This window comes from Gracilibacillus massiliensis, assembly GCF_001458115.1.
GTDB classification, from domain to species: Bacteria; Bacillota; Bacilli; order Bacillales; family Amphibacillaceae; genus Gracilibacillus; species Gracilibacillus massiliensis.
Genome location: NZ_CZRP01000012.1, coordinates 816,568 through 839,697, shown reverse-complemented (window position 1 = coordinate 839,697; position 23,130 = coordinate 816,568). Strand labels below are relative to the sequence as shown.

25 protein-coding genes are annotated in these 23,130 nt (G+C 34.6%); all 25 read left to right on the top strand.

Annotated features, from left to right (window positions below; translation table 11 throughout):
* The first annotated feature begins 3 nt into the window (after positions 1-3).
* The 25 genes from BN3107_RS11680 to rseP all read left to right on the top strand — a co-directional run bounded on the left by BN3107_RS11680 (position 4) and on the right by rseP (position 23,073).
* Positions 4-663, top strand: a complete 660-nt coding sequence (locus BN3107_RS11680) for a flagellar biosynthetic protein FliO (RefSeq protein WP_058307803.1) — start codon at positions 4-6, stop codon at positions 661-663.
* Positions 656-1,330 (top strand): flagellar type III secretion system pore protein FliP, encoded by a 675-nt coding sequence (fliP, locus tag BN3107_RS11675; RefSeq protein WP_058307967.1) that lies wholly within the window; start codon positions 656-658, stop codon positions 1,328-1,330. Before BN3107_RS11680 ends, fliP begins: the two co-directional genes overlap by 8 nt.
* 25 nt (positions 1,331-1,355) lie before the next feature.
* Positions 1,356-1,625 (top strand): flagellar biosynthesis protein FliQ, encoded by a 270-nt coding sequence (gene fliQ / locus BN3107_RS11670; protein ID WP_058307802.1) that lies wholly within the window; start codon positions 1,356-1,358, stop codon positions 1,623-1,625.
* 3 nt (positions 1,626-1,628) lie between these two features.
* Positions 1,629-2,399, top strand: coding sequence for a flagellar biosynthetic protein FliR (fliR, locus tag BN3107_RS11665; RefSeq protein ID WP_058307801.1), 771 nt, complete (start codon positions 1,629-1,631; stop codon positions 2,397-2,399).
* 2 nt (positions 2,400-2,401) lie between these two features.
* Entirely contained in the window at positions 2,402-3,481 is a 1,080-nt protein-coding gene (flhB, locus tag BN3107_RS11660) for a flagellar biosynthesis protein FlhB (RefSeq protein ID WP_058307800.1), read from the top strand.
* 92 nt (positions 3,482-3,573) lie between these two features.
* Entirely contained in the window at positions 3,574-5,607 is a 2,034-nt protein-coding gene (gene flhA / locus BN3107_RS11655) for a flagellar biosynthesis protein FlhA (RefSeq protein ID WP_058307799.1), read from the top strand.
* Positions 5,604-6,713 (top strand): flagellar biosynthesis protein FlhF, encoded by a 1,110-nt coding sequence (gene flhF, locus BN3107_RS11650; RefSeq protein ID WP_058307798.1) that lies wholly within the window; start codon positions 5,604-5,606, stop codon positions 6,711-6,713. The genes flhA and flhF overlap by 4 nt, the downstream gene beginning before the upstream one ends.
* Before the next feature lie 3 nt (positions 6,714-6,716).
* On the top strand, positions 6,717-7,571 hold the full coding sequence (locus BN3107_RS11645) for a MinD/ParA family protein (protein WP_058307797.1): 855 nt from the start codon (positions 6,717-6,719) through the stop codon (positions 7,569-7,571).
* 6 nt (positions 7,572-7,577) lie between these two features.
* Complete coding sequence (locus tag BN3107_RS11640; RefSeq protein WP_058307796.1) at positions 7,578-8,627, top strand: protein-glutamate methylesterase/protein-glutamine glutaminase; 1,050 nt, start codon at positions 7,578-7,580, stop codon at positions 8,625-8,627.
* 7 nt (positions 8,628-8,634) lie between these two features.
* Positions 8,635-10,668: a chemotaxis protein CheA gene (locus tag BN3107_RS11635; protein ID WP_058307795.1), complete on the top strand. Its 2,034-nt coding sequence runs from the start codon at positions 8,635-8,637 to the stop codon at positions 10,666-10,668.
* 10 nt (positions 10,669-10,678) lie between these two features.
* Positions 10,679-11,146, top strand: a complete 468-nt coding sequence (locus BN3107_RS11630) for a chemotaxis protein CheW (protein WP_058307794.1) — start codon at positions 10,679-10,681, stop codon at positions 11,144-11,146.
* A 3-nt stretch (positions 11,147-11,149) separates the two neighbouring features.
* Positions 11,150-11,773 carry a chemotaxis protein CheC gene (locus BN3107_RS11625; protein WP_058307793.1) on the top strand — a complete coding sequence of 208 codons (624 nt, stop codon included), beginning with the start codon at positions 11,150-11,152 and terminating at the stop codon, positions 11,771-11,773.
* Entirely contained in the window at positions 11,773-12,264 is a 492-nt protein-coding gene (locus tag BN3107_RS11620) for a chemotaxis protein CheD (protein ID WP_058307792.1), read from the top strand. The genes BN3107_RS11625 and BN3107_RS11620 overlap by 1 nt, the downstream gene beginning before the upstream one ends.
* 31 nt (positions 12,265-12,295) lie before the next feature.
* The gene (locus tag BN3107_RS11615; protein ID WP_058307791.1) at positions 12,296-13,078 is read left to right on the top strand and encodes a FliA/WhiG family RNA polymerase sigma factor; all 783 of its coding nucleotides are present in this window, start codon (positions 12,296-12,298) and stop codon (positions 13,076-13,078) included.
* Positions 13,079-13,080: 2 nt separating this feature from the next.
* Positions 13,081-14,457 carry a FapA family protein gene (locus tag BN3107_RS11610; RefSeq protein ID WP_058307790.1) on the top strand — a complete coding sequence of 459 codons (1,377 nt, stop codon included), beginning with the start codon at positions 13,081-13,083 and terminating at the stop codon, positions 14,455-14,457.
* Positions 14,458-14,592: 135 nt separating this feature from the next.
* The gene (locus BN3107_RS11605) at positions 14,593-14,898 is read left to right on the top strand and encodes a hypothetical protein (protein ID WP_058307789.1); all 306 of its coding nucleotides are present in this window, start codon (positions 14,593-14,595) and stop codon (positions 14,896-14,898) included.
* A 16-nt stretch (positions 14,899-14,914) separates the two neighbouring features.
* Positions 14,915-15,391, top strand: a complete 477-nt coding sequence (locus tag BN3107_RS11600; RefSeq protein WP_058307788.1) for a DUF6115 domain-containing protein — start codon at positions 14,915-14,917, stop codon at positions 15,389-15,391.
* A gap of 156 nt (positions 15,392-15,547) precedes the next feature.
* Positions 15,548-16,297, top strand: coding sequence for a 30S ribosomal protein S2 (gene rpsB / locus BN3107_RS11595; protein ID WP_058307787.1), 750 nt, complete (start codon positions 15,548-15,550; stop codon positions 16,295-16,297).
* A gap of 78 nt (positions 16,298-16,375) precedes the next feature.
* Positions 16,376-17,263 carry a translation elongation factor Ts gene (tsf, locus tag BN3107_RS11590; protein WP_058307786.1) on the top strand — a complete coding sequence of 296 codons (888 nt, stop codon included), beginning with the start codon at positions 16,376-16,378 and terminating at the stop codon, positions 17,261-17,263.
* A 253-nt stretch (positions 17,264-17,516) separates the two neighbouring features.
* Positions 17,517-18,239: a UMP kinase gene (pyrH, locus tag BN3107_RS11585; RefSeq protein WP_058307785.1), complete on the top strand. Its 723-nt coding sequence runs from the start codon at positions 17,517-17,519 to the stop codon at positions 18,237-18,239.
* Positions 18,240-18,241: 2 nt separating this feature from the next.
* A complete protein-coding gene (gene frr / locus BN3107_RS11580) occupies positions 18,242-18,799 on the top strand; it encodes a ribosome recycling factor (RefSeq protein WP_058307784.1) in 558 nt (185 codons plus the stop codon).
* Between the two features lie 254 nt (positions 18,800-19,053).
* Positions 19,054-19,821 (top strand): isoprenyl transferase, encoded by a 768-nt coding sequence (locus BN3107_RS11575; protein WP_058307783.1) that lies wholly within the window; start codon positions 19,054-19,056, stop codon positions 19,819-19,821.
* Positions 19,822-19,835: 14 nt separating this feature from the next.
* A complete protein-coding gene (locus tag BN3107_RS11570) occupies positions 19,836-20,618 on the top strand; it encodes a phosphatidate cytidylyltransferase (protein ID WP_058307782.1) in 783 nt (260 codons plus the stop codon).
* Positions 20,619-20,644: 26 nt separating this feature from the next.
* Positions 20,645-21,790, top strand: coding sequence for a 1-deoxy-D-xylulose-5-phosphate reductoisomerase (dxr, locus tag BN3107_RS11565; protein WP_058307781.1), 1,146 nt, complete (start codon positions 20,645-20,647; stop codon positions 21,788-21,790).
* Positions 21,791-21,816: 26 nt separating this feature from the next.
* Positions 21,817-23,073: an RIP metalloprotease RseP gene (rseP, locus tag BN3107_RS11560; protein WP_058307780.1), complete on the top strand. Its 1,257-nt coding sequence runs from the start codon at positions 21,817-21,819 to the stop codon at positions 23,071-23,073.
* The last annotated feature ends 57 nt before the right edge of the window (positions 23,074-23,130 follow it).

Below are 23,130 nucleotides of genomic sequence, written 5' to 3'. Positions count from 1 at the left end.
GATATGGTCAGCATTACCCGTAAATTAGTTGTTGTATTTGTAATAGCACTAATTTCGTTGGCGATTATTCCCCCTATTGGTGCTTTTGCTAGCGTATATGATGACTATGAAAATCAAACTGAGAAATCAGATGAAGAAGAAAATCAAACTGAGAATCCTGGTGAACCGATAGATAGTGGTATTGAGGATCCTGTAGTTGATTCCCCAAACCTATTTTTTAGTTTCTTACAATTGTTTATAGCATTAGCTTTTGTAATAGGACTAATTTTCATTATTTCCAAGTTTCTTCAGAAGAAAAATGGTTTTCTAAAGAGACATAAAGTGATAGAGAATTATGGTGGAATAACAGTAGGTTCTAATAAATCGATTCAAACTATTAAGATTGGTGATCGCTTCTATGTTGTCGGTGTGGCAGATAATATCGAGTTACTAATGGAAATTACAGATGAAAACACGATTGAACAACTTATTTCTCAGGAAGAAAATACGAATGACTCATTCAACAAAATAAAAGAAAAGTTAACAAAATCCAGTTCGGACTTTCAAGATCAAAATAAAAATAATTTCGAAAAGTTGTTTAGTAAGGAGCTTCATACTATGAAAGAAGGCCGAAAAAACGTATATAAAAAGCTGAAAGAGAGAAAACAGCATTATGATGATTAGTCTAATTGATGTCTTTTCAGGGTCTGATGCAGAAAGTGTATCGACTTCAGTCCGATTACTATTATTATTGACGGTACTTTCGTTGGCTCCTAGTATATTAATTCTAATGACTAGCTTTACTAGAATTTTGATAGTCTTATCATTCGTAAGAACATCATTAGCTACACAACAAATGCCACCGAATCAAGTGTTAATAGGCTTAGCGCTTTTCATGACTTTCTTTATTATGGCACCAACTTTTCAAGAAGTGAATGAAGAAGCATTACAGCCATTATTTGAAGAAGAAGTAACATTAGAAGAAGCATATGAAAATGCAAGTGTTCCAATAAAAGAGTTTATGTCAAAGCACACAAGAGAAAAAGATTTAGCATTGTTCATGAATTATGCAGAAATTGAACGTCCTGAAACTATTCAAGATATTCCTCTAACAGCCTTGGTTCCTGCCTTTGCTATTAGTGAGTTAAAAACAGCGTTTCAAATGGGTTTTATGATATTTGTTCCATTTCTCGTTATTGATATGGCTGTGGCAAGTGTTTTAATGTCAATGGGGATGATGATGTTGCCACCAGTAATGATTTCATTGCCATTTAAAATATTATTATTTGTTCTTGTAGATGGTTGGTATTTGATAACACATTCATTGCTCGATGGGTTTCTACCGCTATGACAGGTATTGAGAGGGGATAGATAGAGTGAGTGGAGAATTTGTCATTTCATTAGCTGAACAAGGAATATTTACAATTCTGTTAGTAACAGGACCACTCTTACTACTTGCTCTGGTAGTTGGTCTATTAGTTAGTATATTTCAGGCTACTACTCAAATACAAGAACAGACCCTTGCTTTTATTCCGAAAATTGTTGCTGTCTTATTAGGAATTTTAGTATTTGGACCGTGGATGTTGTCCACGATGGTCGAATTTGCAGCAAATTTATTTCAAAATTTAAATCAGTTTGTAGGATAGAATATGTTTGAATTAATAGATATCAATCGTTTTCCAGCATTTATATTAATTTTAGTACGAGTTTTAGCATTTTTTGCAACTGTACCGATTTTTTCATATCGAAATATACCTACGCATTTAAAAATTGGGATGGGTGTATTTATAGCATGGATTATGTTTTACACACTTGAGGTTCCGGAATTGGCTTTTGATGGTATGTATCTATTGTTTATCATGAAAGAAGCCATTATAGGATTGTTTCTCGGTTTAATTGCTTATCTCATTTTAAGCGCAATCCAAATCGCAGGTGGATTTATCGATTTTCAAATGGGTTTTGCGATTGCTAATGTTGTCGATCCGCAGACAGGTGCACAAAGTCCATTAATCGGTCAATATTTCTATACAATTGCGATTCTCTTTCTATTAACCGTAGATGGACATCATTTATTTATTAACGGTATTATGTATAGTTTTGAAGAAATACCGTTAGATCAGCTGATTGAGTTTAATAATATTGAGTTGATACTTCAAACATTTAGTAAAATGTTTTTAATGGCGTTTCAATTGGCATTACCGGTTGTTGGTTGTTTGTTTTTAGTCGATGTTGCCTTAGGGATTATCGCTAGAACGGTTCCACAACTTAATGTATTTGTAGTTGGTCTTCCTTTGAAAATTTTAGTATCTTTTCTTGTCTTATTTATGTTTGTAACGTTTTATATGATGATCGTTGAGAAATTATTTCAATTCACATTGGAAACTATGAGAAATCTAATGCAATTGTTCGGGGGTGCTTAACAATGAGGTTACAGTTGGATCTGCAATTTTTCGCTGGTGAAAAAACCGAAAAAGCAACTCCGAAAAAAAGACAAGACGCTAGAAAAAAAGGTCAAGTAGCTAAAAGTCAAGATGTTAACACTGCTATTCTACTATTTTTTGTTTTTATTATTTTATTGGTAACAGGTAGTTCATTAAAGGATACTATGACAAGCATGTATAGTAAATCTTTCACTGAATATATCCATCATGAAGTAACAGAAAAAGAAGTATTTAGCATGTTATTCGATGTTTTGACACAAATTAGTATAGCGATTGCACCAATTATGTTAATCGCAATCGTTGCTGGACTTGCTTCGAATTTTTTGCAGATTGGTTTTCTCTTTACAGCAGAACCGTTAAAAATGAAGCTAAATAAAATAGATCCAATTCAAGGTGCCAAAAGAATATTCTCAGCCAGAGCACTTGTAGAATTAGTTAAATCCTTACTGAAAATTACGTTGGTAGGGGCGATTACTTTTTCTATTATTTGGATGAATCGTGATGAAATGATGATGTTAGCAGATAAAGAGGTGAACAGTGCACTAGCTTTCTTTGGACAAATGACGATTCAAATGGGAATAGCTGCTGCCATTGGTTTATTAATTATTTCTGTTATCGATTATACTTATCAAAGATACGATTATGAAAAACAGAATAAAATGTCGAAAAATGATGTGAAAGATGAACATAAAAACATCGAGGGTGACCCTCTAATTAAATCAAAAATTAAAGAAAAGCAAAGGCAAATGGCGATGCAAAGGATGATGAGTGAGGTTCCAAATGCAGATGTGGTCATTACCAATCCTACCCACTATGCGATTGCTATTAAATATGATGAAAACAAAGCAGATGCGCCATATGTTGTTGCAAAAGGTGTTGATTTCGTCGCAATGAGAATAAAAGACATAGCAAAAAATCACGACATTGTAATGGTAGAAAATCGACCTTTGGCAAGAGCATTATATGACCAAGTAGAGATAAATGAAGTAATTCCGGAAGACTTTTTCAAAGCGGTTGCCGAAATACTTGCATATGTCTACAGAATCCAGAAGAAGATCTAAAAAGTAACAGATAATTTTTATTCGTAAGATAACAAAATATATTAAAATCGTTTGTGCAACCAGTGGTGTGACTGTAAAGGAGTTGTAAGAAAATGAAAGCTAGAGATTTTTCCGTTTTATTCGGTGTTATATCGATCATTATCATGTTAGTTATTCCCTTACCAGGGTGGTTATTAAGTATATTAATTTTAATCAATATATCTCTAGCATTAATTGTTATTCTAGTGTCAATGAATACAACGGAAGCTTTGCAGTTTTCCGTTTTTCCGTCCTTGTTATTATTATTAACATTATTCCGATTAGGTTTAAACGTATCGACTACTCGTTCGATTCTTTCTGAAGCAGATGCCGGTGGGGTTGTTGAAACATTTGGTACATTTGTTATCGGTGATAATCCATTAGTAGGTTTTGTAGTGTTTGTTATTTTAGTCATTATACAATTTTTAGTAATAACCAAAGGTAGTGAACGTGTATCAGAGGTTGCAGCACGTTTCACATTAGATGCGATGCCAGGTAAACAAATGAGCATTGATGCGGATTTAAATGCAGGTATGATTAATGAACAGCAAGCAAAAGACCGCCGGGAAAAAATAGAGCATGAAGCAGACTTTTATGGTGCAATGGATGGGGCAAGTAAATTTGTCAAAGGGGATGCCATTGCAGGTATTATTATCGTACTGATTAACATCATATTCGGGCTCATTATTGGGATGGCTCAATTAGGTTTAAGTTTTAATGAGGCAATTGATACTTATATGCGTCTTACAGTTGGTGATGGGTTGGTTAGTCAAATACCAGCATTACTAATTTCAACGGCAACTGGTATTGTTGTTACGAGAGTAGCATCTGAAGGAAATTTGAGTGCAGATGTATCCAAACAATTATTACGTTACCCTACCTTGTTATATATAGCTGGTGGTACGATATTTTTCCTAGGTCTTACACCGATTAACTTTATGTTAACAACAACAATTGCCCTTGTTTTAATTGGTAGTGCATATATGTTATCGAGAAAAGCAAAAGTGGAGGAACCACCAACACCAGATGAAGTGGATGAATCCGAGTCAGAAGAAATGAAATCACCAGAAAATGTGGTAGGGCTTATTAATATGGACCCCATTGAATTTGAGTTTGGCTATGGTCTAATTCCTCTAGCGGACTCTAATCAAGGAGGAGATTTGTTAGACCGAGTTGTTATGATTAGACGTCAGCTTGCTATTGAACTAGGTTTAGTCATACCAGTTGTAAGAATTAGGGACAATATTCAACTCAATCCAAATGAATACCGTTTAAAAATCAAAGGTAACGAAGTGGCACGGGGAGAATTGCTTTTAGATCACTACCTTGCGATGAGCCCTGGCATTGAAGATGATGAGTTGGAGGGTATTGATACAGTAGAACCAGCATTTGGACTGCCTGCAAAATGGATTACAGAAGAAGCTAAAGATGATGCCGAAATGTCTGGTTATACGGTTGTAGATCCACCATCAGTGGTATCGACACATATAACAGAGTTGATTAAGCGTTTTGCACATCAATTAATTGGCCGTCAAGAAACACAACAATTATTAGATCATTTGAAAGAAAGTAACCCGATTTTAGTAGAAGAGGTCACACCAGAACCATTAGCAGTTGGTGATGTGCAAAAAGTGTTGGCAAAATTATTACGTGAACATGTCTCCATCAAAAACTTACCAGTTATTTTTGAAACATTAGCAGACTTTGCAAAAATGACCACGGATACTGATCTATTAACAGAGTATGTTAGACAGTCTTTATCAGCACAAATAACCAATGATATTGTGCAAGGTAGACAGCAGTTAAAAGTAATAACTGTATCAGGAGAAGTGGAAAAGTTAATCGCTGAACATATACAACAAACAGAACATGGAAGTTACTTAGCAATGGATCCAGATACCCAACAAAAAGTGATTCAATCGGTATCTGAAAATGTAGAAAACATTAGCTTGCAAGAGGAAACACCAGTTATTTTATGTTCGCCGACGATCAGAATGTATTTCAAACAATTATTAGATCGCTTCTATCCGCAAGTTATCGTATTATCTTATAATGAAATTGAACCAACAGCAGAAATTCAAAGCATCGGGATGGTGAATGTAGCATGAAGGTAAAAAAATTTAAAGGAGCAACAATGCCCGAAGTCATGCAAGTTGTTCGAAAAGAATTAGGTTCAGATGCTGTTATTTTAAATTCTAAAGTGATACACGAAGGTGGGTTCCTCGGTTTATTTAAAAAAAGAAAGATCGAAGTATTAGCAGCTATCGATAAAACAACGTTACCTAAGAAGAAAACAGATCAACCAATAAAACCGGAAATGCAACAATCAAAGATACCGCCAAATATGTCATCATCAAATCACGATGCCGTGTTGAAAGAATTAAGAGATATGAAAAAGTGGATGCAACAAAATAACAATCAAACAGCTGAATTCCAACCAGTTTTTCAACTTGTATACGAAAAATTGTTAGATCAAGAGGTAGACCAAGAAATTGCTTATGATTTAATCGAGACCATCCAAGCGAGATCAAATAATGAAGAAATGGAAGAAACAAATATCTGGAGCCAATTATCTTTTGAGATCAAACATCGGTTATCTAATAAGGGTACATTTGGCATACCTACTTTTGATAGAAAATATATTCATTTAGTTGGACCAACAGGTGTTGGCAAAACAACGACGATAGCTAAGTTGGCTGCGCATTGTGTTTTAAAACAACAGAAAAAAGTTGCTTTTATCACGACAGATACCTATCGAATTGCAGCTATCGAACAATTAAAAACATACTCCAAGATTTTAGATGTTCCGATTGAGATAGCCTACAATTTAGAGGATTATCAAAAGGCAAAAGAAAAATTTGATGATTATGATTTTGTGTTTGTTGACACCGCTGGGAGAAACTTTAGAGACGAAAAATACATTAAAGAGCTTGGAAAAATTGTGGACCTAAACCATGAAGTTGACACTTTTCTTGTTTTATCTTTAACGACAAGAGGAAGTGACCTAGAGGATATTTATCAGCAATTTCGAAACATTCCTATCAAGCAATTAATATTTACAAAAAAGGATGAAACTAAGACATATGGATCAGTCTTGAATCTCTGTTTGAATCACAATATTGGGGTAGCATATATTACGAATGGTCAAGACGTACCAGATGACATCGAAGAACTCTCGATCGAAAAAATGGCAAAATTAATAGTTGGTGATTAAAAAATGTCCGATCAAGCAGCAAAGTTAAGACAAAAAATAACAGGACTACACAATCAGTATCATGCAAAAACAATTGCAATTGTAAGTGGTAAAGGTGGCGTAGGGAAATCGAATATTGCGCTGAATTTTTCGTTATCTCTTGCAAATAAAGGTAAGAAAGTACTTCTCTTTGATTTAGATATTGGTATGGGAAATATCGATATTTTATTAGGGAAATCTTCTAGGTATTCCATCATAAATATGTTCGAGAATAATTTGTCAATTTATGATATTATAGAACCAGGACCAAATTCACTATTTTATATTGCGGGTGGTAGTGGACAAGATCATATTTTTTATTTAGATCAAGATAGGTTGAACTATTTTCTTGAACAATTAGAACTATTATTTCGTCAATATGATTATATTATTTTTGATATGGGGGCAGGTGTTACCAGAGAAACAATTCACTATATATTGGCAGTTGACGAATGTATTCTTGTTACAACGCCAGAACCCACATCGATGACAGATGCTTATTCAATGGTGAAACATATTCTATCCCAACAGTCTATTCATTTTCATCTAATTATTAATCGTTCAAAAAACGAAAAGCAGGGAATCGATATCATGAATCGTATGTCGAGTGCAATAAAGCGTTTTTTGCATCATGATATAACACCACTTGGAACTATACCAGATGACGAGTCTGTTGTAGAAGCAGTGATTAACCAACAGCCATTTATACTACATAACCCTAAATCAAAAGCCTCAAAAGCAATTGAACAAGTGACCAAACAATTTTTAGGGGAAGCACCGAGACCAAAAGAAAATTCAGGATTTCTAAGCAAACTTAAAAGATTAATAACAGAAAGGTAGAAATCTATGAACAAAAAAAACGTTTTAGTTGTTGATGACTCAGCTTTCATGCGAAAAATGATATCAGATATTATTAATACTTCATCTACACTAGTGGTTATGGATACAGCTAGAAACGGACAAGATGCTTTAGCAAAAGTAAAGACACTAAAGCCTGATGTGATTACATTAGATGTTGAGATGCCTGTAATGGACGGGATTTCAACTTTACGAGCCGTTATGAAAGAAGTGCCTACTCCAGTTGTCATGTTATCAAGCTTAACTAAATCTGGGGCAGATAAAACAATGGAAGCAATGTCCTATGGAGCGGTTGATTTTATTGCCAAGCCGTCTGGATCGATTTCCTTAAATATAAAGGACATTCAAGCAGAAATAGTGAAGAAAGTTGAACATGCTACACAGTCTAATTATAATTTGGTCACTAAGCCAGTTCCAAAAGTAAACAATTTGACTTATAAACCTATTTTAAGTAGTCGACCAATTGTAGCTATCGGATCATCAACAGGAGGACCGCGTGCATTGCAACAAGTCATAACACAGCTTCCTTCCTCTTTTCAAGCACCGATTGTGATTGTTCAACACATGCCAAGAGGCTTTACCAAGTCATTAGCAGAGCGTTTGGACAAACTTTCTGAGGTTTCTGTTAAAGAAGTGGAAGATGGAGATATCATTGAAAAAGGAAAAGTTTATTTAGCACCAGGGGGCAAACAATTCAGGGTAAAGGAAGTAAATCAACAATTTGTGGCAGAAGTTAATCAAGAACAGCCTGTTAACGGGCACCAACCTGCAGTAGATGTATTATTTGAATCGATTTCACAATTGCGTAATTGTCATCCGCTCTCCGTTATATTAACAGGAATGGGTAGTGACGGGGCAAGAGGCATTATCGAACTGAAAAAAAAGCACCCAAGAACTATTACGATTTCACAATCAAAAGAAACATGTGTTGTATATGGAATGCCGCAGTCAGCTGAAAAGACTAGTTTAGTAGATTATGTAGAGGATTTAGAAAATATAAGTGAAGTATTAGTGCAAAAAATTCCTAAGAAGAGGTGAAGCAGTCATGGAAAATAATGAGTACCTAGAAGTGTTTATTGAGGAAAGTAAAGAACATATTCAATCGTTGAATGATCAATTATTAATCTTAGAAAAAGAGCCAGAAAACATGGACACTGTTGGAGAAATATTTCGGTCTGCTCATACATTAAAAGGTATGGCAGCAACAATGGGTTTTCAGGATTTAGCAGATTTAACACATAAAATGGAAAATGTTTTGGATTTAGTACGTAACGATCAATTAAAAATTACAACAGCAATTATCGATGTCATTTTTCAAGCCGTTGATCAATTAGAGGGTATGGTATTAGATGTTGCGGACGGTGGCGATGGTTCATCAGATGTTCAAGAATTGGTCAATAAATTGCAAGCAATAGAAAATAAAGAAAATCCAGATGAAATGACGACACAAGAACCATCAGCAAAAAGTGAAAAAGCGGGTCCAAGCTTAGACGGACATTTCGGACAGTTGGATCAATTCGAATCAGCAATCTTAGACCAATCATTAGAAAGTAGTCACAATAATTTAGAAATTAAAGTAAAACTCAATGAGAATTGCTTATTAAAAGCCGCTCGAGTTTATATGGTATTTGAGGTTTTAGAACAAGTTGGTGAAGTGATTAAATCAGATCCAAGCGTGCAAGAATTGGAAGAAGAAAATTTCGAATTAGAATTCCACGTACTACTAGTCACAAAAGATGATCCTGACGAAGTGAAAAAGAAAATATTAAAAGTTTCAGAGATTGAGGAAGTTGTAGTCGCTATTTTTGATCATCATAAAAATGAATCTGCTTCTGAAACTACTGAAATCAATAATGATGAATTAAATACAATTGAAATAACAGACAATAAACAACAAGAAGATAATAAGAAGAAATCTTCAAAGGCTGTAACAAGTAAAACGATAAGAGTAAATATTGATAGACTAGATGGATTGATGAATTTATTTGAAGAACTAGTCATCGATAGAGGTCGTTTGGAGCAAATTTCATCCAATTTAAAGCACGCGGAACTTCAAGAAACAGTAGAGCGCATGACTCGGATTTCAGGCGATTTACAGAATATTATCTTAAATATGCGCATGGTGCCAATTGAGCAAGTATTTAACCGGTTCCCAAGAATGGTAAGACAATTATCAAAAGATCTTGGTAAGAAAATTAACCTTGAAATTGTTGGTGCGGAAACGGAATTAGATCGAACCGTTATTGATGAAATCGGAGATCCTTTAGTGCACTTAATCCGTAATGCACTAGACCATGGAGTAGAAACACCTGAGAAGCGAAAAGCAAACGGTAAGGACGAAGAAGGACACCTCTTGCTAAAGGCTTATCATAGTGGTAACCACGTATTCATAGAAATATCAGATGATGGTGCAGGTATAAATCGCGATAAAGTAGTAAAAAAAGCGATAGCCAATAACGTTATAACGGAAGATGAAGCAAGTCAACTTTCCGATAAGCAAGTTTATCAGCTGATCATGTCCAGTGGCTTTTCTACAGCTGAAGTTATAAGCGATGTGTCTGGCCGTGGTGTTGGCTTAGATGTCGTAAAAAATACAATTGAATCATTAGGTGGCTCGATTACAATCGAATCCGAAGAAGGACGAGGTTCACTATTTTCAATCCAATTACCTTTAACACTATCGATTATTTCTGTGTTGCTAGTCGAAGTTGAAAAAGAAAAATATGCAGTTCCTTTATCTTCGATTATTGAAACAGCAATCATTAATAAATCGGACATATTAAATGCACATAATAAAAAAGTAATCGATTTTAGAGGGAAAGTAGTACCATTAATAGACTTGAAAAATGTTTTTGAAGTTCCGACAGAAGAAGATGATGATGAGCTTCAATCTGTAGTCATCATTCGCAAAGGTGACAAAATGGCAGGACTGGTTGTAGATACATTTATAGGCCAACAAGAAATCGTTTTAAAATCACTTGGCGATTATTTAGGTAATGTGTTTGCGATTTCTGGTGCTACAATTTTAGGTGATGGGCAAGTTGCTTTAATTGTTGATACCAATACATTAATAAATTAGGAGGGGTAGTATGGAAGAGGTAACAAGTAATCATAAATCGATTATTATCGAATTGGATAAAGAAGAATATGCCATTCCAGTCGAAGTGGTAGGTGCCATTGAGCGGATGCAGCACATTACAAGAGTTCCTAAAACCGCTTCTTTCGTCAAAGGTGTAATTAACCTTCGAGGGGTTGTAACACCGATCATTGATTTAAGAGAACGTTTTGGAATGCCAAGTATAGAACCAACAGATAGTACTAGAATTATCATTGTCCACATGGATAGCTTCGCTGTTGGATTTATTGTAGATGCTGCTTATGATGTACTAGATATTCCTGAAGAATCTATAGAGCCAGCCCCACAAGTGATCGGAACAGTCGATGCAGATTATATTGAAGGCGTGGCAAAGGTTGAAAAAAGGTTAATCATGTTATTGCAATTAGAAAAAGTGTTATCCCAAGAATCTTTTGCTGCTGCTAAAGGACAAGAAGGTTAAACAATGGTGGATATGGATAATTTATCACAACAACATTTAGATGTATTGAAAGAAGTGGGAAATATAGGTGCTGGAAATGCAGCAACTGCATTATCTGGCTTATTAAATAAAAAAATTGATATGTCTATTCCATCGATAAAAATTGTGGATTTTAATGAACTGATGGAATATGTTGGTGGACCAGATCAGGTAATTGTTAGTGTGTTTTTAAGAATACAAGGGGAAGCACCAGGAAGTATGTTTTTTGTATTATCACCAGAAGAATCTCATTCATTAGTAGAACAATTAATCGGTACATCAGCTGACAATATTGAAGAAAATGAATTAGCAATCTCGGCGATATCTGAAATCGGCAATATTTTATCTGGATCCTATTTATCAGCTTTATCCGATTTTACCTCGATTAATTTGCAGCCAACTGTACCAAATCTAACAATAGATATGGCAGCTGCAATATTAATGCAAGGTCTAATTGAGATTTCGCAAGAGAGTGACTATGCCATAATAATTGATACAATGATTGAAGAGGAAGATCAGTCAAACGAGTCAGTCAAAGGTCATTTTTTCTTATTACCAGATCCAGACTCTTTTGATAAAATTTTTAAAGCACTAGGGGTCGAAGATTAATGACAATCACAACAACTGTTGTAAAAGTTGGAATTGCTGATTTAAAAGTAACTAAAATTCCAAATACATTAAAGACATCTGGCTTAGGTTCATGTGTAGGTGTCGTCATTTTTGATCAAAAAGTGGCTGGACTTGCGCATGTGATGTTACCTGATTCAACTGCATCTAAGAAGAGTATACATAATGAAATGAAATACGCTGACACGGCGATTGATATGCTGATGGACTTACTACTAAACGAAGGTGCTAGAAAAAGCAGGTTAAAAGCGAAAATAGCTGGTGGGGCCCATATGTTTTCTTTTCAATCGGACAATAATATGTTAAAAATTGGAGATCGTAACGTCGAGGCAGTAAAAGCAAAATTAGCGGAATATAAGATTGCGATCGTTTCAGAGGATGTCGGAGGCAATAAAGGCAGAACAATCGAATTTGATATTGAAACAGGAATGTTGGAAGTAAGAACAGTCAATAGTGGAATTTGTGAAATATAATTTTAAAGAAATTTGGAACTGAGGTGATTCGATGGTCAAGGATAAGACAATAGAAGATAATTTGTGGAGAAAATGGTTAAACAACAAGAATGAGGACAACACTAACGAATTAATTGAAAACTATATGTATCTTGTTCATTATCATGTCCAACGAATTGCTATCAACTTACCGAAAAGTGTAAATAAAGATGATATAAAAAGTTTAGGTTTGTTTGGTCTATACGATGCAATATTAAAATTTGATCACAGTCGAGAACTCAAATTTGATACGTACGCTTCTTTTCGTATTAAAGGAGCAATCATTGATGGTTTGCGTAAAGAAGATTGGTTACCTCGAACAACTAGAGATAAAGTGAAAAGAATAGATCAAACTATTGAAATATTAGAACAGTCGTTGCAAAGAGAAGTATCTGTGCAAGACATTGCGACATATTTAGACTTAAAACCTGGAGAAGTTGAAGAAGTATTAAAAGATAGTTTTTTTGCTAACCTATTGTCAATGGAAGAAAAAAGTAAGCATAATACGGAGGATACTAAGGAAGGAATAGGCTATCTTATTCCTGATGAAAGAGAGCCACAACCTGAAGCTACTATTGTACAACAAGAGAATTATCAGGAATTGTCACAATGCATTAAAAAGTTAAATGAGAATGAACAAATGGTATTAAGCTTATTTTACGAGAAGGAATTAACCTTTACAGAGGTAGGAAAAATATTAGGCTTAACGACTTCAAGAATTTCACAGATCCATAAACAAGCCATAATGAAAGTTCGTCAGTTATATCAAAATTATAATAGTATAGGCGGGGCTTGATCATGAGTGAAATACAAGAATTAAAAGAAAAAATTGATATTAAAATCTCACAAGATAGATTGACTGCTACTATGGTAGTGAAAGATATTGAGAAATTAGAAGAAGTAGCAGAAGAAGAGATTGAAAGTCTACTTGATGACTATAAAATAACTTATGGTATTTTACCTTGGAATGAAATGGATTGGAAACAAAAATTACAGGAGAAAAATGAGCTAATCATTGCTGAAGGGAAGAAACCAAATAATGGTGAAAATGGAAGTTTAGTTGTGAAACAATCCATTAATAATGAAGTTAGCGAAGAAGAAAAAACGAACTTTAGAGATGTAGCTAAAATTCCGATGGTAGACGAGAATGATGTGTTAGCACAATTAATTCCTCCTACAAATGGTGAGGCAGGTATAGACGTTTTAAATCAAGCGATTAAGCAAAAAAAAGGAAGCATTTTTAAGTGTAAAGCGGGAGAAAATGTTTCGTTTAATGAGTCGGAACAAACCTTTATAGCAACTTCATCTGGTCAACTTTCAGTAGGTGATTCAATTATTAATGTTTACCCACTTTACGAAGTTAATAGTGATTTATCGCTTGAAACCGGTAACATTGATTTTAATGGGTCTGTTACGATTCGTGGTAACATACCAACTGGTTATAAAGTTAAAGCAAAAGGAGACGTTGCGGTATATGGTATCGTAGAGGCATCATTTATTGAAGCTGGAGGCAATGTATTAATTAGAGAAGGAATCGCAGGAATGGAAAAAGCTGTTATCTCTGCTGGTGAGGATTTAGAGGTAGGCTATATCAATCAGGCTGAAGTATATGCGGGCAATAATTTAAAAGTTAGAAAATCGATAATGCATTCAACCTGTGTAGCCCAAGGTGATATACTTTGTCAAAACGGAAGCATCATTGGTGGTAGTTGTTCGGCCGGTAAGGTTATAGAAGTAAAAACGATAGGAAATATGGCTAATTCAAAAACTGAGTTAGCTTTTGGAATCAGTAAAAAAACAGTAGATCGTATTAGCAACTTACAAAAGAAACAAAAAGAATTGAAAGAAAATAAAGCGAAATTAAAAGTGCTTGGTGATCAGCTACAACAAAAGAAAGATGCTGTGGGTGAGTTATTGGCTAAAGAACGTATCATGTTACTTAAGCAACGTAATATGTATGAAAAAACTGTTGAACAACTAAGTGAAATTCAAGAAGAATTAAAAGAACTACAATTTGAAATTGGCAATTTTCAAGACATGAAATTAATTGTAAAAAATAAAGCTTTTGAAAATGTTGAACTAATTTTCGGTAAATATAAGCGTGTTTTGCATCAAGAACATAAGCATTTCCAAGCATATTTAGACGAGAAAGAAGTAACGATACAACCTTTATAAAAAATCTGTGATCTTGGTAATGAATTTCGCGAATAATCTAGAAGGAATTTTAAACTTTCTTTGACCGCAGCCTCACGTTATAATATATATTATTAATGTAAAAAATTTCTTTCATTTCATATAGGAGGTTATCCTATGAGTTGGAAAGCTGTTGAGATGCAGGTGGCGTTACCACGAACACAAGATGCCGGAAAAATACAAGATCAAATGCAACAGCAAGGCCGAATTGATCAGAACCAATTAGCACAAACATTGGCAAAAGATGAGCTTAGAAAACGAAAACAGGTTTTAGAACAAGAAGCTAGTGAAAAATTAAAAAACGATAAAAAGAAAAGCGGATTCAAGGAACAAGAAACAAGTCGATTTACGGCTAAAACAAATCAACAACACCAACAATATAAACATCCTTATTTAGGAAATAGAGTGGATTTCAACGGATAAGAAGAGAAGGTTGATTATGCTATATTTATTATTACTTATTAGTTTTATGATTCATGTCATCACATTTATTATCATCAGGCAACTAAAGCAGAGACAGGATAACATAGAGACAATTGAAGACAACGTCAATCTGCAAGTGAAAAACTTGGAAGATACGCTTGCTATCTATTTAATCGAATTAAAAGAAGAGAACGAACATTTTATGAAACAAATAGAACGTGTTGATGTCCCTATACAAATGACAGAATCAAAACACCCTGTGAATGAAGAGATTGCAATTAAATCAGAGACAATGAAAGAAAAAGGGCAAGAAGTGAAAGAATACCAACCTATTTCACCGGTAGAGAGCCAAGAAGATGTTGTCGAAAACTCTACGACAGCTTCTATCTTACATTTAGATGCAAAGGGCTACACGATTGATGAAATTGCCAAAAAGTTAAATAAGGGTAAGACAGAGGTTGAACTTTTATTGAAATTTCAACAAAAAAATTGAATTATAGCTTGATTGCGCATTTTTGTTATGGTATATTTGTTTTTGGTGTTAAATACACACGTTTGTGGAAAGTACAAGTGGTGCTAAACAATTAGTCCTTGTACTATATGAAACAAATGGAGGAATAAAAAAACCAATTTATTAGGAGGAAACATCATGGCAGTTATTTCAATGAAACAACTACTTGAAGCTGGTGTTCATTTTGGACATCAAACACGCCGTTGGAACCCGAAAATGAAGAAATATATCTTCACGGAGCGTAACGGTATTTACATTATCGACTTGCAAAAAACAGTGAAAAAGGTCGAAGAAGCGTATAATTTCGTAAAAGAAATTGCAGAAAATGACGGAACTGTTTTATTTGTTGGTACAAAAAAACAAGCACAAGAATCTGTGAAAGACGAAGCAATTCGTTCTGGAATGTATTTTGTGAATCAGCGTTGGTTAGGTGGAACATTAACTAACTTTGAAACTATTCGTAAACGTATCAATCGTCTAAAACATATTGAAAAAATGGAAGAAGACGGAACTTTTGAAGTATTACCTAAAAAAGAAGTAGTAGGTCTTCTTAAAGAAAAAGAACGCTTAGTTAAATTCTTAGGCGGTATTAAAGAAATGAATAAAATTCCTGATGCTTTATTCATTATTGACCCAAGAAAAGAACGTATTGCTGTTGCAGAAGCACATAAATTACACATCCCAATCGTAGGTATTGTGGATACAAATTGTGATCCAGATGAAATTGATTATGTGATTCCAGCAAATGATGATGCAATTCGTGCTGTGAAACTTCTTACTGGTAAAATGGCAGATGCGATTTTAGAAGCGAAGCAAGGAGAAGTAACAGAAGAAGCTGCTGAACAAGTAGAGGATACAGAAGAGAAAGCTGAGTCTGTAGAAGAGTAATCAAAGGTTTTGGTGATAAGAGGGAGACCTTTTATCACCTTTTTTTCAGCAATACATGATATCTAAGGAGGAACTCTAATGGCAATTACAGCAAAATTAGTAAAAGAACTAAGAGAAAAAACTGGTGCAGGAATGATGGACTGTAAGAAAGCATTACAAGAAACAGATGGTAACATTGATCAAGCAATTGATTACCTACGTGAAAAAGGTATCTCTAAAGCTGCTAAGAAAGCAGATCGTATTGCTGCAGAAGGATCTGCATATGTAGAAATTTCTGGAAATGATGCAGTGCTTTTAGAAGTGAACTGTGAAACAGACTTCGTTACAAAAAATGATCAGTTCAAAACGTTAATGCAAGACCTTGCTAAACACATTCTTTCTGAAAAACCAGCATCAGTAGAAGCTGCACTAAAACAACCACTTCATGGTAACGGTGAATCTTTAGAAGAATTTATTAATAGTAATATTGCAAAGATTGGTGAAAAATTATCACTACGTCGTTTTACATTATTCACGAAAACAGATGCTGATGCATTTGGTGCATACATCCATATGGGTGGAAATATTGGTGTGGTAACTGTACTTGAAGGTACAACAGATGAGCAAGTTGCAAAAGATATTGCGATGCATGCTGCAGCTGTAAACCCTAAATATTTATCGCGCGATGCTGTGTCAGAAGAAGATGTAGAAAAAGAACGTGAAGTACTTAAAACACAAGCGTTGAACGAAGGAAAACCAGAGCACATTGTTGAAAAAATGGTAGAAGGTCGTCTTAATAAATTCTTTGAAGAAATTTGCTTGTTAGAACAAAGTTTTGTTAAAGACCCAGACCAAAAAGTGAAGCAAGTGGCTAAAAATGCTAACGCAGAAGTAACAACTTTTGTGCGCTATGAAGTTGGCGAAGGTATTGAAAAACGCGAAGATAACTTTGCTGAAGAAGTAATGAGCCAAGTAAACAAAAAATAAATGATAACCGCAAAGAAAAGGGGCACATGGTGTCCCTTTTCTTTGACAAAAATTGACATAAATGATCATTTTGATGCATATTTATTCGTGGTATGATAATAGACAAATCGTATTATAGCGCTAACCGATCGTTTATGTTTTAATAGATAAGATACGTCTATTAAAATGGATAGTTCATTTTTAAAAATATCATCATTATCATTGGCGTATAAAGGCATTTTATTTTATAATATTTACATATATGGAGGTAATTATGGCTACTGCTAACTACAGAAGAATTGTTTTGAAATTAAGTGGTGAAGCTTTGAGTGGTGAGCAAGGTTTTGGCCTTGAACCAACCATTATTCAATCTGTTGCCAAACAGGTGAAAGACATTGTTGAATTAGGTGTTGAAGTTGCAATAGTTGTTGGTGGTGGCAATATATGGCGAGGTAAAGTAGGAAGTGAAATGGGAATGGATCGTGCCAATGCTGATTACATGGGCATGCTAGCTACCGTTATGAATTCACTAGCACTACAGGATAGTCTTGAAAATGTCGGGATTCCAACAAGAGTTCAAACATCTATTGAAATGCGTCAGGTTGCAGAACCTTATATTCGACGTAAAGCGATACGTCATTTAGAAAAGAAGCGTGTTGTTATTTTTGCAGCAGGTACAGGAAATCCATATTTCTCAACAGATACTACCGCGGCACTGCGAGCGGCAGAAGTGGAAGCAGACGTTATTCTAATGGCTAAAAACAATGTTGATGGCGTCTATACCGCTGATCCGAAAATCGATAAAGATGCCAAAAAGTATCAGGAATTGTCCTATTTAGAAATATTAAATGAAGGTTTAGGTGTGATGGATTCAACTGCATCATCATTGTGCATGGATAACAATATTCCTTTACTCGTATTCTCCATTTCAGAAGAAGGAAATATTAAAAAAGCCGTAATCGGTGAAGATATCGGAACAATTATAAGGGGGAACTAAACATGTCAGAACAACTAATCAAAGATGCTAAAGCAAAAATGGATCAAGCTGTAAAAGCCTACTCAAAAAGTTTAGCAACTGTAAGAGCTGGTAGAGCAAATCCAGCAATATTAGACAGTGTGCAGGTTGAATATTATGGTGCTTTAACACCATTAAATCAATTAACATCTATTTCTGTTCCTGAAGCTAGATTGTTAGTGATTACACCTTTCGATAAATCATCTTTGTCTGATATTGAAAAAGCTATTCAAAAAGCAGACTTAGGATTATCACCTTCCAATGATGGAAATGTGATTCGTATTAGTATTCCACCATTAACGGAAGAACGTCGTAAAGAACTAGTCAAAGTTGTAGGTAAGTATGCGGAAGAATCTAAAGTACAGATTCGCAATATTCGTCGAGACGCCAACGATCAGTTGAAGAAAGATGAAAGAAATGGTGATCTTACAAAAGATGATTTAAAAGCTTATCAAGATGATGTTCAAGATGAAACAAATACACATATTAAGAAAATTGATGATTTAACCAAAGAAAAAGAACAAGAAATTATGGAAGTTTAAGCAAAAAAAAGGTAGAATATATGGTGAGTGTTAAAGCCCTCTTATTAGAAGAGGGTTTTTGCACTTTATACATTAAGAAAATGTAAAATTATAGCGATCAAGTAATTAGACGAAGTAAAGATTTTGAATGCACAAAATATAAGTGAAACTTCGCGACACACTAAAAGATAAGATGTATTTCCAGTTTTTAAAAAAAAGATAGATAAACTAAACTTAAATGAATAGAACGGTTTTTGAATGGTGGAGGATAATTTATGCGTTTGTTTAAGCTTCCTTTTAAAAATAAAAAAAATCATGCTAGACTTGAAAGTACAATTCAGCTAGATAATATTCCTAAACACATAGCAATTATTATGGATGGGAATGGACGTTGGGCTCAGAAACAAGGTCTTCCTAGAGTCGCAGGACACCGCGAAGGAATGGACAACGTTAAACGAATTGTAAAAGCAGCCAATCACTTCAAAGTAGAAGTTTTGACGTTATACGCTTTTTCAACAGAGAATTGGAAAAGACCAACGCAAGAAGTTGAATACATTATGAAACTGCCGATCGATTTTTTACAACATTATTTACCTGAATTAATAGAAGAAAATGTAAGAATTCAAACAATTGGAGAAGTTAATAATCTACCCAAGAAAACAAAATCAGCTATCATGAGGGCAATTGATGAAACGTCAAATAATACAGGTTTGATTTTAAATATTGCGATTAATTATGGTAGTCGTTTTGAGATGGTAAGAGCGATTCAGGATATTTGTAGAGATGTCACAGATGGAAAGTATGATATAGATGATATAACAGAAACTGCGCTAGCTGAACATTTATATACTTCTCATATTAAAGATCCTGACTTATTAATTCGAACAAGCGGAGAATTACGACTAAGTAATTTCTTGCTTTGGCAAACGGCCTACACAGAATTATGGTTTACAGATACATTATGGCCTGATTTTAGTTTTGAAGAATTCGAAAAAGCTATCAACGATTTTCAAAATAGAAAACGTCGTTATGGTGGAATATAAGGTGTGAAAATATAATGAAAACAAGAATTATCACTGCAATAGTTGCAATATTACTTTTCTTCCCATTTATATTTTTAAGTGGACTACCATTTCAAATTGTTATGTACTTTATTGCCACAGTGGGTTTCTTAGAACTATTACATATGAGAAATATGACCAAATATCCCATCCCTACAGTATTAGGTGTTATTTTAACTTGGTCATTATTATTCCAAAGTGATTATATCTTTTTCTCTACAAGATTAGAATTGCTTATGTTTTTTGTATTAGTCTTATTAGGTTACACGGTTTTAGTTAAAAATAAATTCACGTTTGAAGATGCTGGATTTCTCATCTTAGCAGCAATCTATGTCGGTTTAGGTTTTTATTACTTTATCCAAACTAGAGAAGTCGAAAATGGACTAGTTTATATTTTTTATGCTATTCTAGTGATATTGTCAACAGACACAGGAGCGTATTTCTTTGGAAGGGCATTTGGAAAACATAAATTATGGCCAAAGATTAGTCCAAAAAAGACAATCGAAGGAGCGTTAGGTGGTATTCTAGTAGCATCTATTGTTGCGATTATTTTCCATTATTTTTTCCCGGTACATGATTCACTAATATTAGTTGTTCTTGTTACCATTATTGCTTCCATATTTGCTCAGATTGGTGACCTTGTAGAGTCAGCAATCAAAAGACATTATCATGTAAAAGATTCTGGAAAATTATTGCCTGGCCACGGTGGGATATTAGATCGTTTCGATAGTTGGTTATTTGTTTTTCCATTGTTACATTTTATCCATTTTATATCATAGACTATTAGTAATTGGGGCGTTTAAAGATGAAAAACATAACACTGCTGGGAGCAACAGGCTCGATTGGTTTGCAAACATTAGATGTTTTAGCAGAACATCCTGATCAATTTCAATTGTATGCAATCGCATTTGGCAGGAATATTAAGAAAGCTCAAGAGATAATAAATAAATTTAATCCAGCTAAAGTGGTTGTACTTGACGATACAATTAGACAAGCTTTAAAAATACATAACAGTGATACTACTATCTTAGTTGGAAAAGAAGCGTTACAAGAGGTCAGCGCTGATCCGAAAACCGATGTCTTAGTTAACGCGGTAATGGGAAGTGTCGGATTAGAAGCAACCTTGACAGCGATTGAGCATCGAAAACAAATTGCTATTGCAAATAAAGAAACTTTGGTTACTGCCGGACATTTAGTTATGGACGCAGCTGCAAAATATGGTGTTGATTTGTTACCAGTGGACAGTGAGCATTCTGCTATTTTTCAAGCGTTAAATGGTGAAGCGTATCGAGATGTTAACAAAATTATTTTGACAGCTTCAGGTGGAAGTTTTCGTGATAAGTCCCGAGATGAATTACAAGGCGTAACAGTAGCAGATGCACTGAAACATCCTAATTGGAGTATGGGTGCAAAAATAACGATAGACTCTGCTTCCATGATGAATAAAGGCTTGGAAGTGATTGAAGCCCATTGGTTGTTTAATATTCCTTATGAAAAGATTGAAGTTATTCAACATAAAGAAAGTATTATTCATTCGATGGTGGAATATGCTGATAAAAGTGTGATTGCCCAGCTTGGAACGCCTGATATGCGTGTGCCTATTCAATATGCTTTAACATATCCTCATAGACTGCCTTTGTCATCTTCCAAAAGTCTTGACTTAGTTGAGATGGGCGAACTTCACTTTTCTAAAATGGATCTGAATCGTTTTCCGTGTTTAGATTTTGCCTATCAAGCTGGTAAAAAAGGTGGATCGATGCCTACCGTTTTAAATGCAGCAAACGAAACTGCCGTTGACTTATTTTTGCAAGAACAGATAACATTTTTAGAAATTGAAAATGTAATTGAACAAGCTATGTTAACACACTCTAATATTCAAAGTCCAAATTTGGATACTATTAATGCAATTGATTCGGAAATTCGAAGAAAAATAATGGAACGTTATCGTTAATTGGAATAGGGGAAGGAGTGCTTTATTTGAATACAGTAATTGCCTTTATATTAATGTTTGGCCTACTTGTATTTGTGCATGAATTTGGTCATTATTATGTAGCAAAAAAAACAGGGATGCTTGTTCGAGAATTTGCAATCGGATTTGGTCCAAAAGTATTTTCGACGGTAAAGAATGAAACACTTTATACAATAAGGCTTTTACCGATGGGGGGATATGTTCGTGTTGCAGGGGAAGATCCCGAGATAATCGATATCAAACCAGGACAGCATATCGGCTTGACTTTTAATGAAGCTGGTGAAGTTGACCAAATTATTGTAAACAATAAAGCGAAACACCCTGATGCACTAGTGATTGAAGTAGAAAGAATTGACCTTGATCATGATTTAATAATTGAGGGTTATGAAATCGATGAAGAAACAAAGTATTCCTTCCGTGTTCATGAGAAAGCTGACTTTATCATGGACGAAAAAGCTACACAAATTGCACCATATAATCGTCAATTTGCTTCGAAAACAGTTGGCCAAAGAGGTTTGCAATTGTTTGCTGGTCCTTTAATGAATTTTGTCTTAACCGTAGTTATTTTTCTTATCTTAGCCAATATTCAAGGTGTACCGGTAGACGATGTTCGAATAGGTTCGGTCGTGGATAACAGCCCAGCAGAAGAAGCTGGTTTTGAGCCAGATGATACCATAATAGAAATTGAAGGACAGTCGATTGGTGAATGGGATGAATTCCAAGAAATTGTACAAGCCAGTCCTGAGGAATCTTTAGAGATGACAGTTCTTAGGGACAATCAAGAAATTCCATTAGAAGTTACACCAGCATTGGTTGAAACTCCAGAGCAAAATATTGGTCAAGTAGGTGTCACTCTCGCATTAGAGAAGTCATTTATCCGATCTATTCCATATAGTTTAGAAGAAACGTACAGATGGTCAACATTGATTCTAACTAACTTAGGTAAACTCGTTACCGGTCAGTTTTCGATCGATATGTTATCAGGACCGGTAGGTATTTATGATGCTACCGATCAAGTAGTTAAAACAGGATTTCTTAACTTTTTAACATGGACAGCGGTTCTTAGTGTCAATTTAGGTATAATAAACCTAGTACCTTTACCAGCTTTGGATGGTGGAAGATTGATATTTGTCGGTTTGGAGGCAATACGTAGAAAACCAATTGATCCACAAAAAGAAGGTGTCGTTCATTTTATCGGTTTTGCATTATTGATGTTGCTGATGATTATTGTGACATGGAATGACATTCAACGATTATTTTTGTAGTATGATAAATCAAATGTAATATATTGTAGCAATTCGAAATATAACAATACCAAATCA

Bases quoted from the DNA above. Each gene is read 5' to 3' on its own strand.
- fliP (WP_058307967.1), top strand. From the start codon at position 656: ATGATTAGTCTAATTGATGTCTTTTCAGGGTCTGATGCAGAAAGTGTA.
- BN3107_RS11630 (WP_058307794.1), top strand. From the start codon at position 10,679: ATGGAAGAGGTAACAAGTAATCATAAATCGATTATTATCGAATTGGAT.
- fliR (WP_058307801.1), top strand. From the start codon at position 1,629: ATGTTTGAATTAATAGATATCAATCGTTTTCCAGCATTTATATTAATT.
- BN3107_RS11635 (WP_058307795.1), top strand. From the start codon at position 8,635: ATGGAAAATAATGAGTACCTAGAAGTGTTTATTGAGGAAAGTAAAGAA.
- BN3107_RS11600 (WP_058307788.1), top strand. From the start codon at position 14,915: ATGCTATATTTATTATTACTTATTAGTTTTATGATTCATGTCATCACA.
- BN3107_RS11615 (WP_058307791.1), top strand. From the start codon at position 12,296: ATGGTCAAGGATAAGACAATAGAAGATAATTTGTGGAGAAAATGGTTA.
- flhF (WP_058307798.1), top strand. From the start codon at position 5,604: ATGAAGGTAAAAAAATTTAAAGGAGCAACAATGCCCGAAGTCATGCAA.
- frr (WP_058307784.1), top strand. From the start codon at position 18,242: ATGTCAGAACAACTAATCAAAGATGCTAAAGCAAAAATGGATCAAGCT.
- flhA (WP_058307799.1), top strand. From the start codon at position 3,574: ATGAAAGCTAGAGATTTTTCCGTTTTATTCGGTGTTATATCGATCATT.
- BN3107_RS11610 (WP_058307790.1), top strand. From the start codon at position 13,081: ATGAGTGAAATACAAGAATTAAAAGAAAAAATTGATATTAAAATCTCA.
- tsf (WP_058307786.1), top strand. From the start codon at position 16,376: ATGGCAATTACAGCAAAATTAGTAAAAGAACTAAGAGAAAAAACTGGT.
- BN3107_RS11575 (WP_058307783.1), top strand. From the start codon at position 19,054: ATGCGTTTGTTTAAGCTTCCTTTTAAAAATAAAAAAAATCATGCTAGA.
- flhB (WP_058307800.1), top strand. From the start codon at position 2,402: ATGAGGTTACAGTTGGATCTGCAATTTTTCGCTGGTGAAAAAACCGAA.
- BN3107_RS11625 (WP_058307793.1), top strand. From the start codon at position 11,150: ATGGTGGATATGGATAATTTATCACAACAACATTTAGATGTATTGAAA.
- pyrH (WP_058307785.1), top strand. From the start codon at position 17,517: ATGGCTACTGCTAACTACAGAAGAATTGTTTTGAAATTAAGTGGTGAA.
- rpsB (WP_058307787.1), top strand. From the start codon at position 15,548: ATGGCAGTTATTTCAATGAAACAACTACTTGAAGCTGGTGTTCATTTT.
- BN3107_RS11620 (WP_058307792.1), top strand. From the start codon at position 11,773: ATGACAATCACAACAACTGTTGTAAAAGTTGGAATTGCTGATTTAAAA.
- BN3107_RS11640 (WP_058307796.1), top strand. From the start codon at position 7,578: ATGAACAAAAAAAACGTTTTAGTTGTTGATGACTCAGCTTTCATGCGA.
- dxr (WP_058307781.1), top strand. From the start codon at position 20,645: ATGAAAAACATAACACTGCTGGGAGCAACAGGCTCGATTGGTTTGCAA.
- BN3107_RS11605 (WP_058307789.1), top strand. From the start codon at position 14,593: ATGAGTTGGAAAGCTGTTGAGATGCAGGTGGCGTTACCACGAACACAA.
- BN3107_RS11570 (WP_058307782.1), top strand. From the start codon at position 19,836: ATGAAAACAAGAATTATCACTGCAATAGTTGCAATATTACTTTTCTTC.
- BN3107_RS11680 (WP_058307803.1), top strand. From the start codon at position 4: ATGGTCAGCATTACCCGTAAATTAGTTGTTGTATTTGTAATAGCACTA.
- BN3107_RS11645 (WP_058307797.1), top strand. From the start codon at position 6,717: ATGTCCGATCAAGCAGCAAAGTTAAGACAAAAAATAACAGGACTACAC.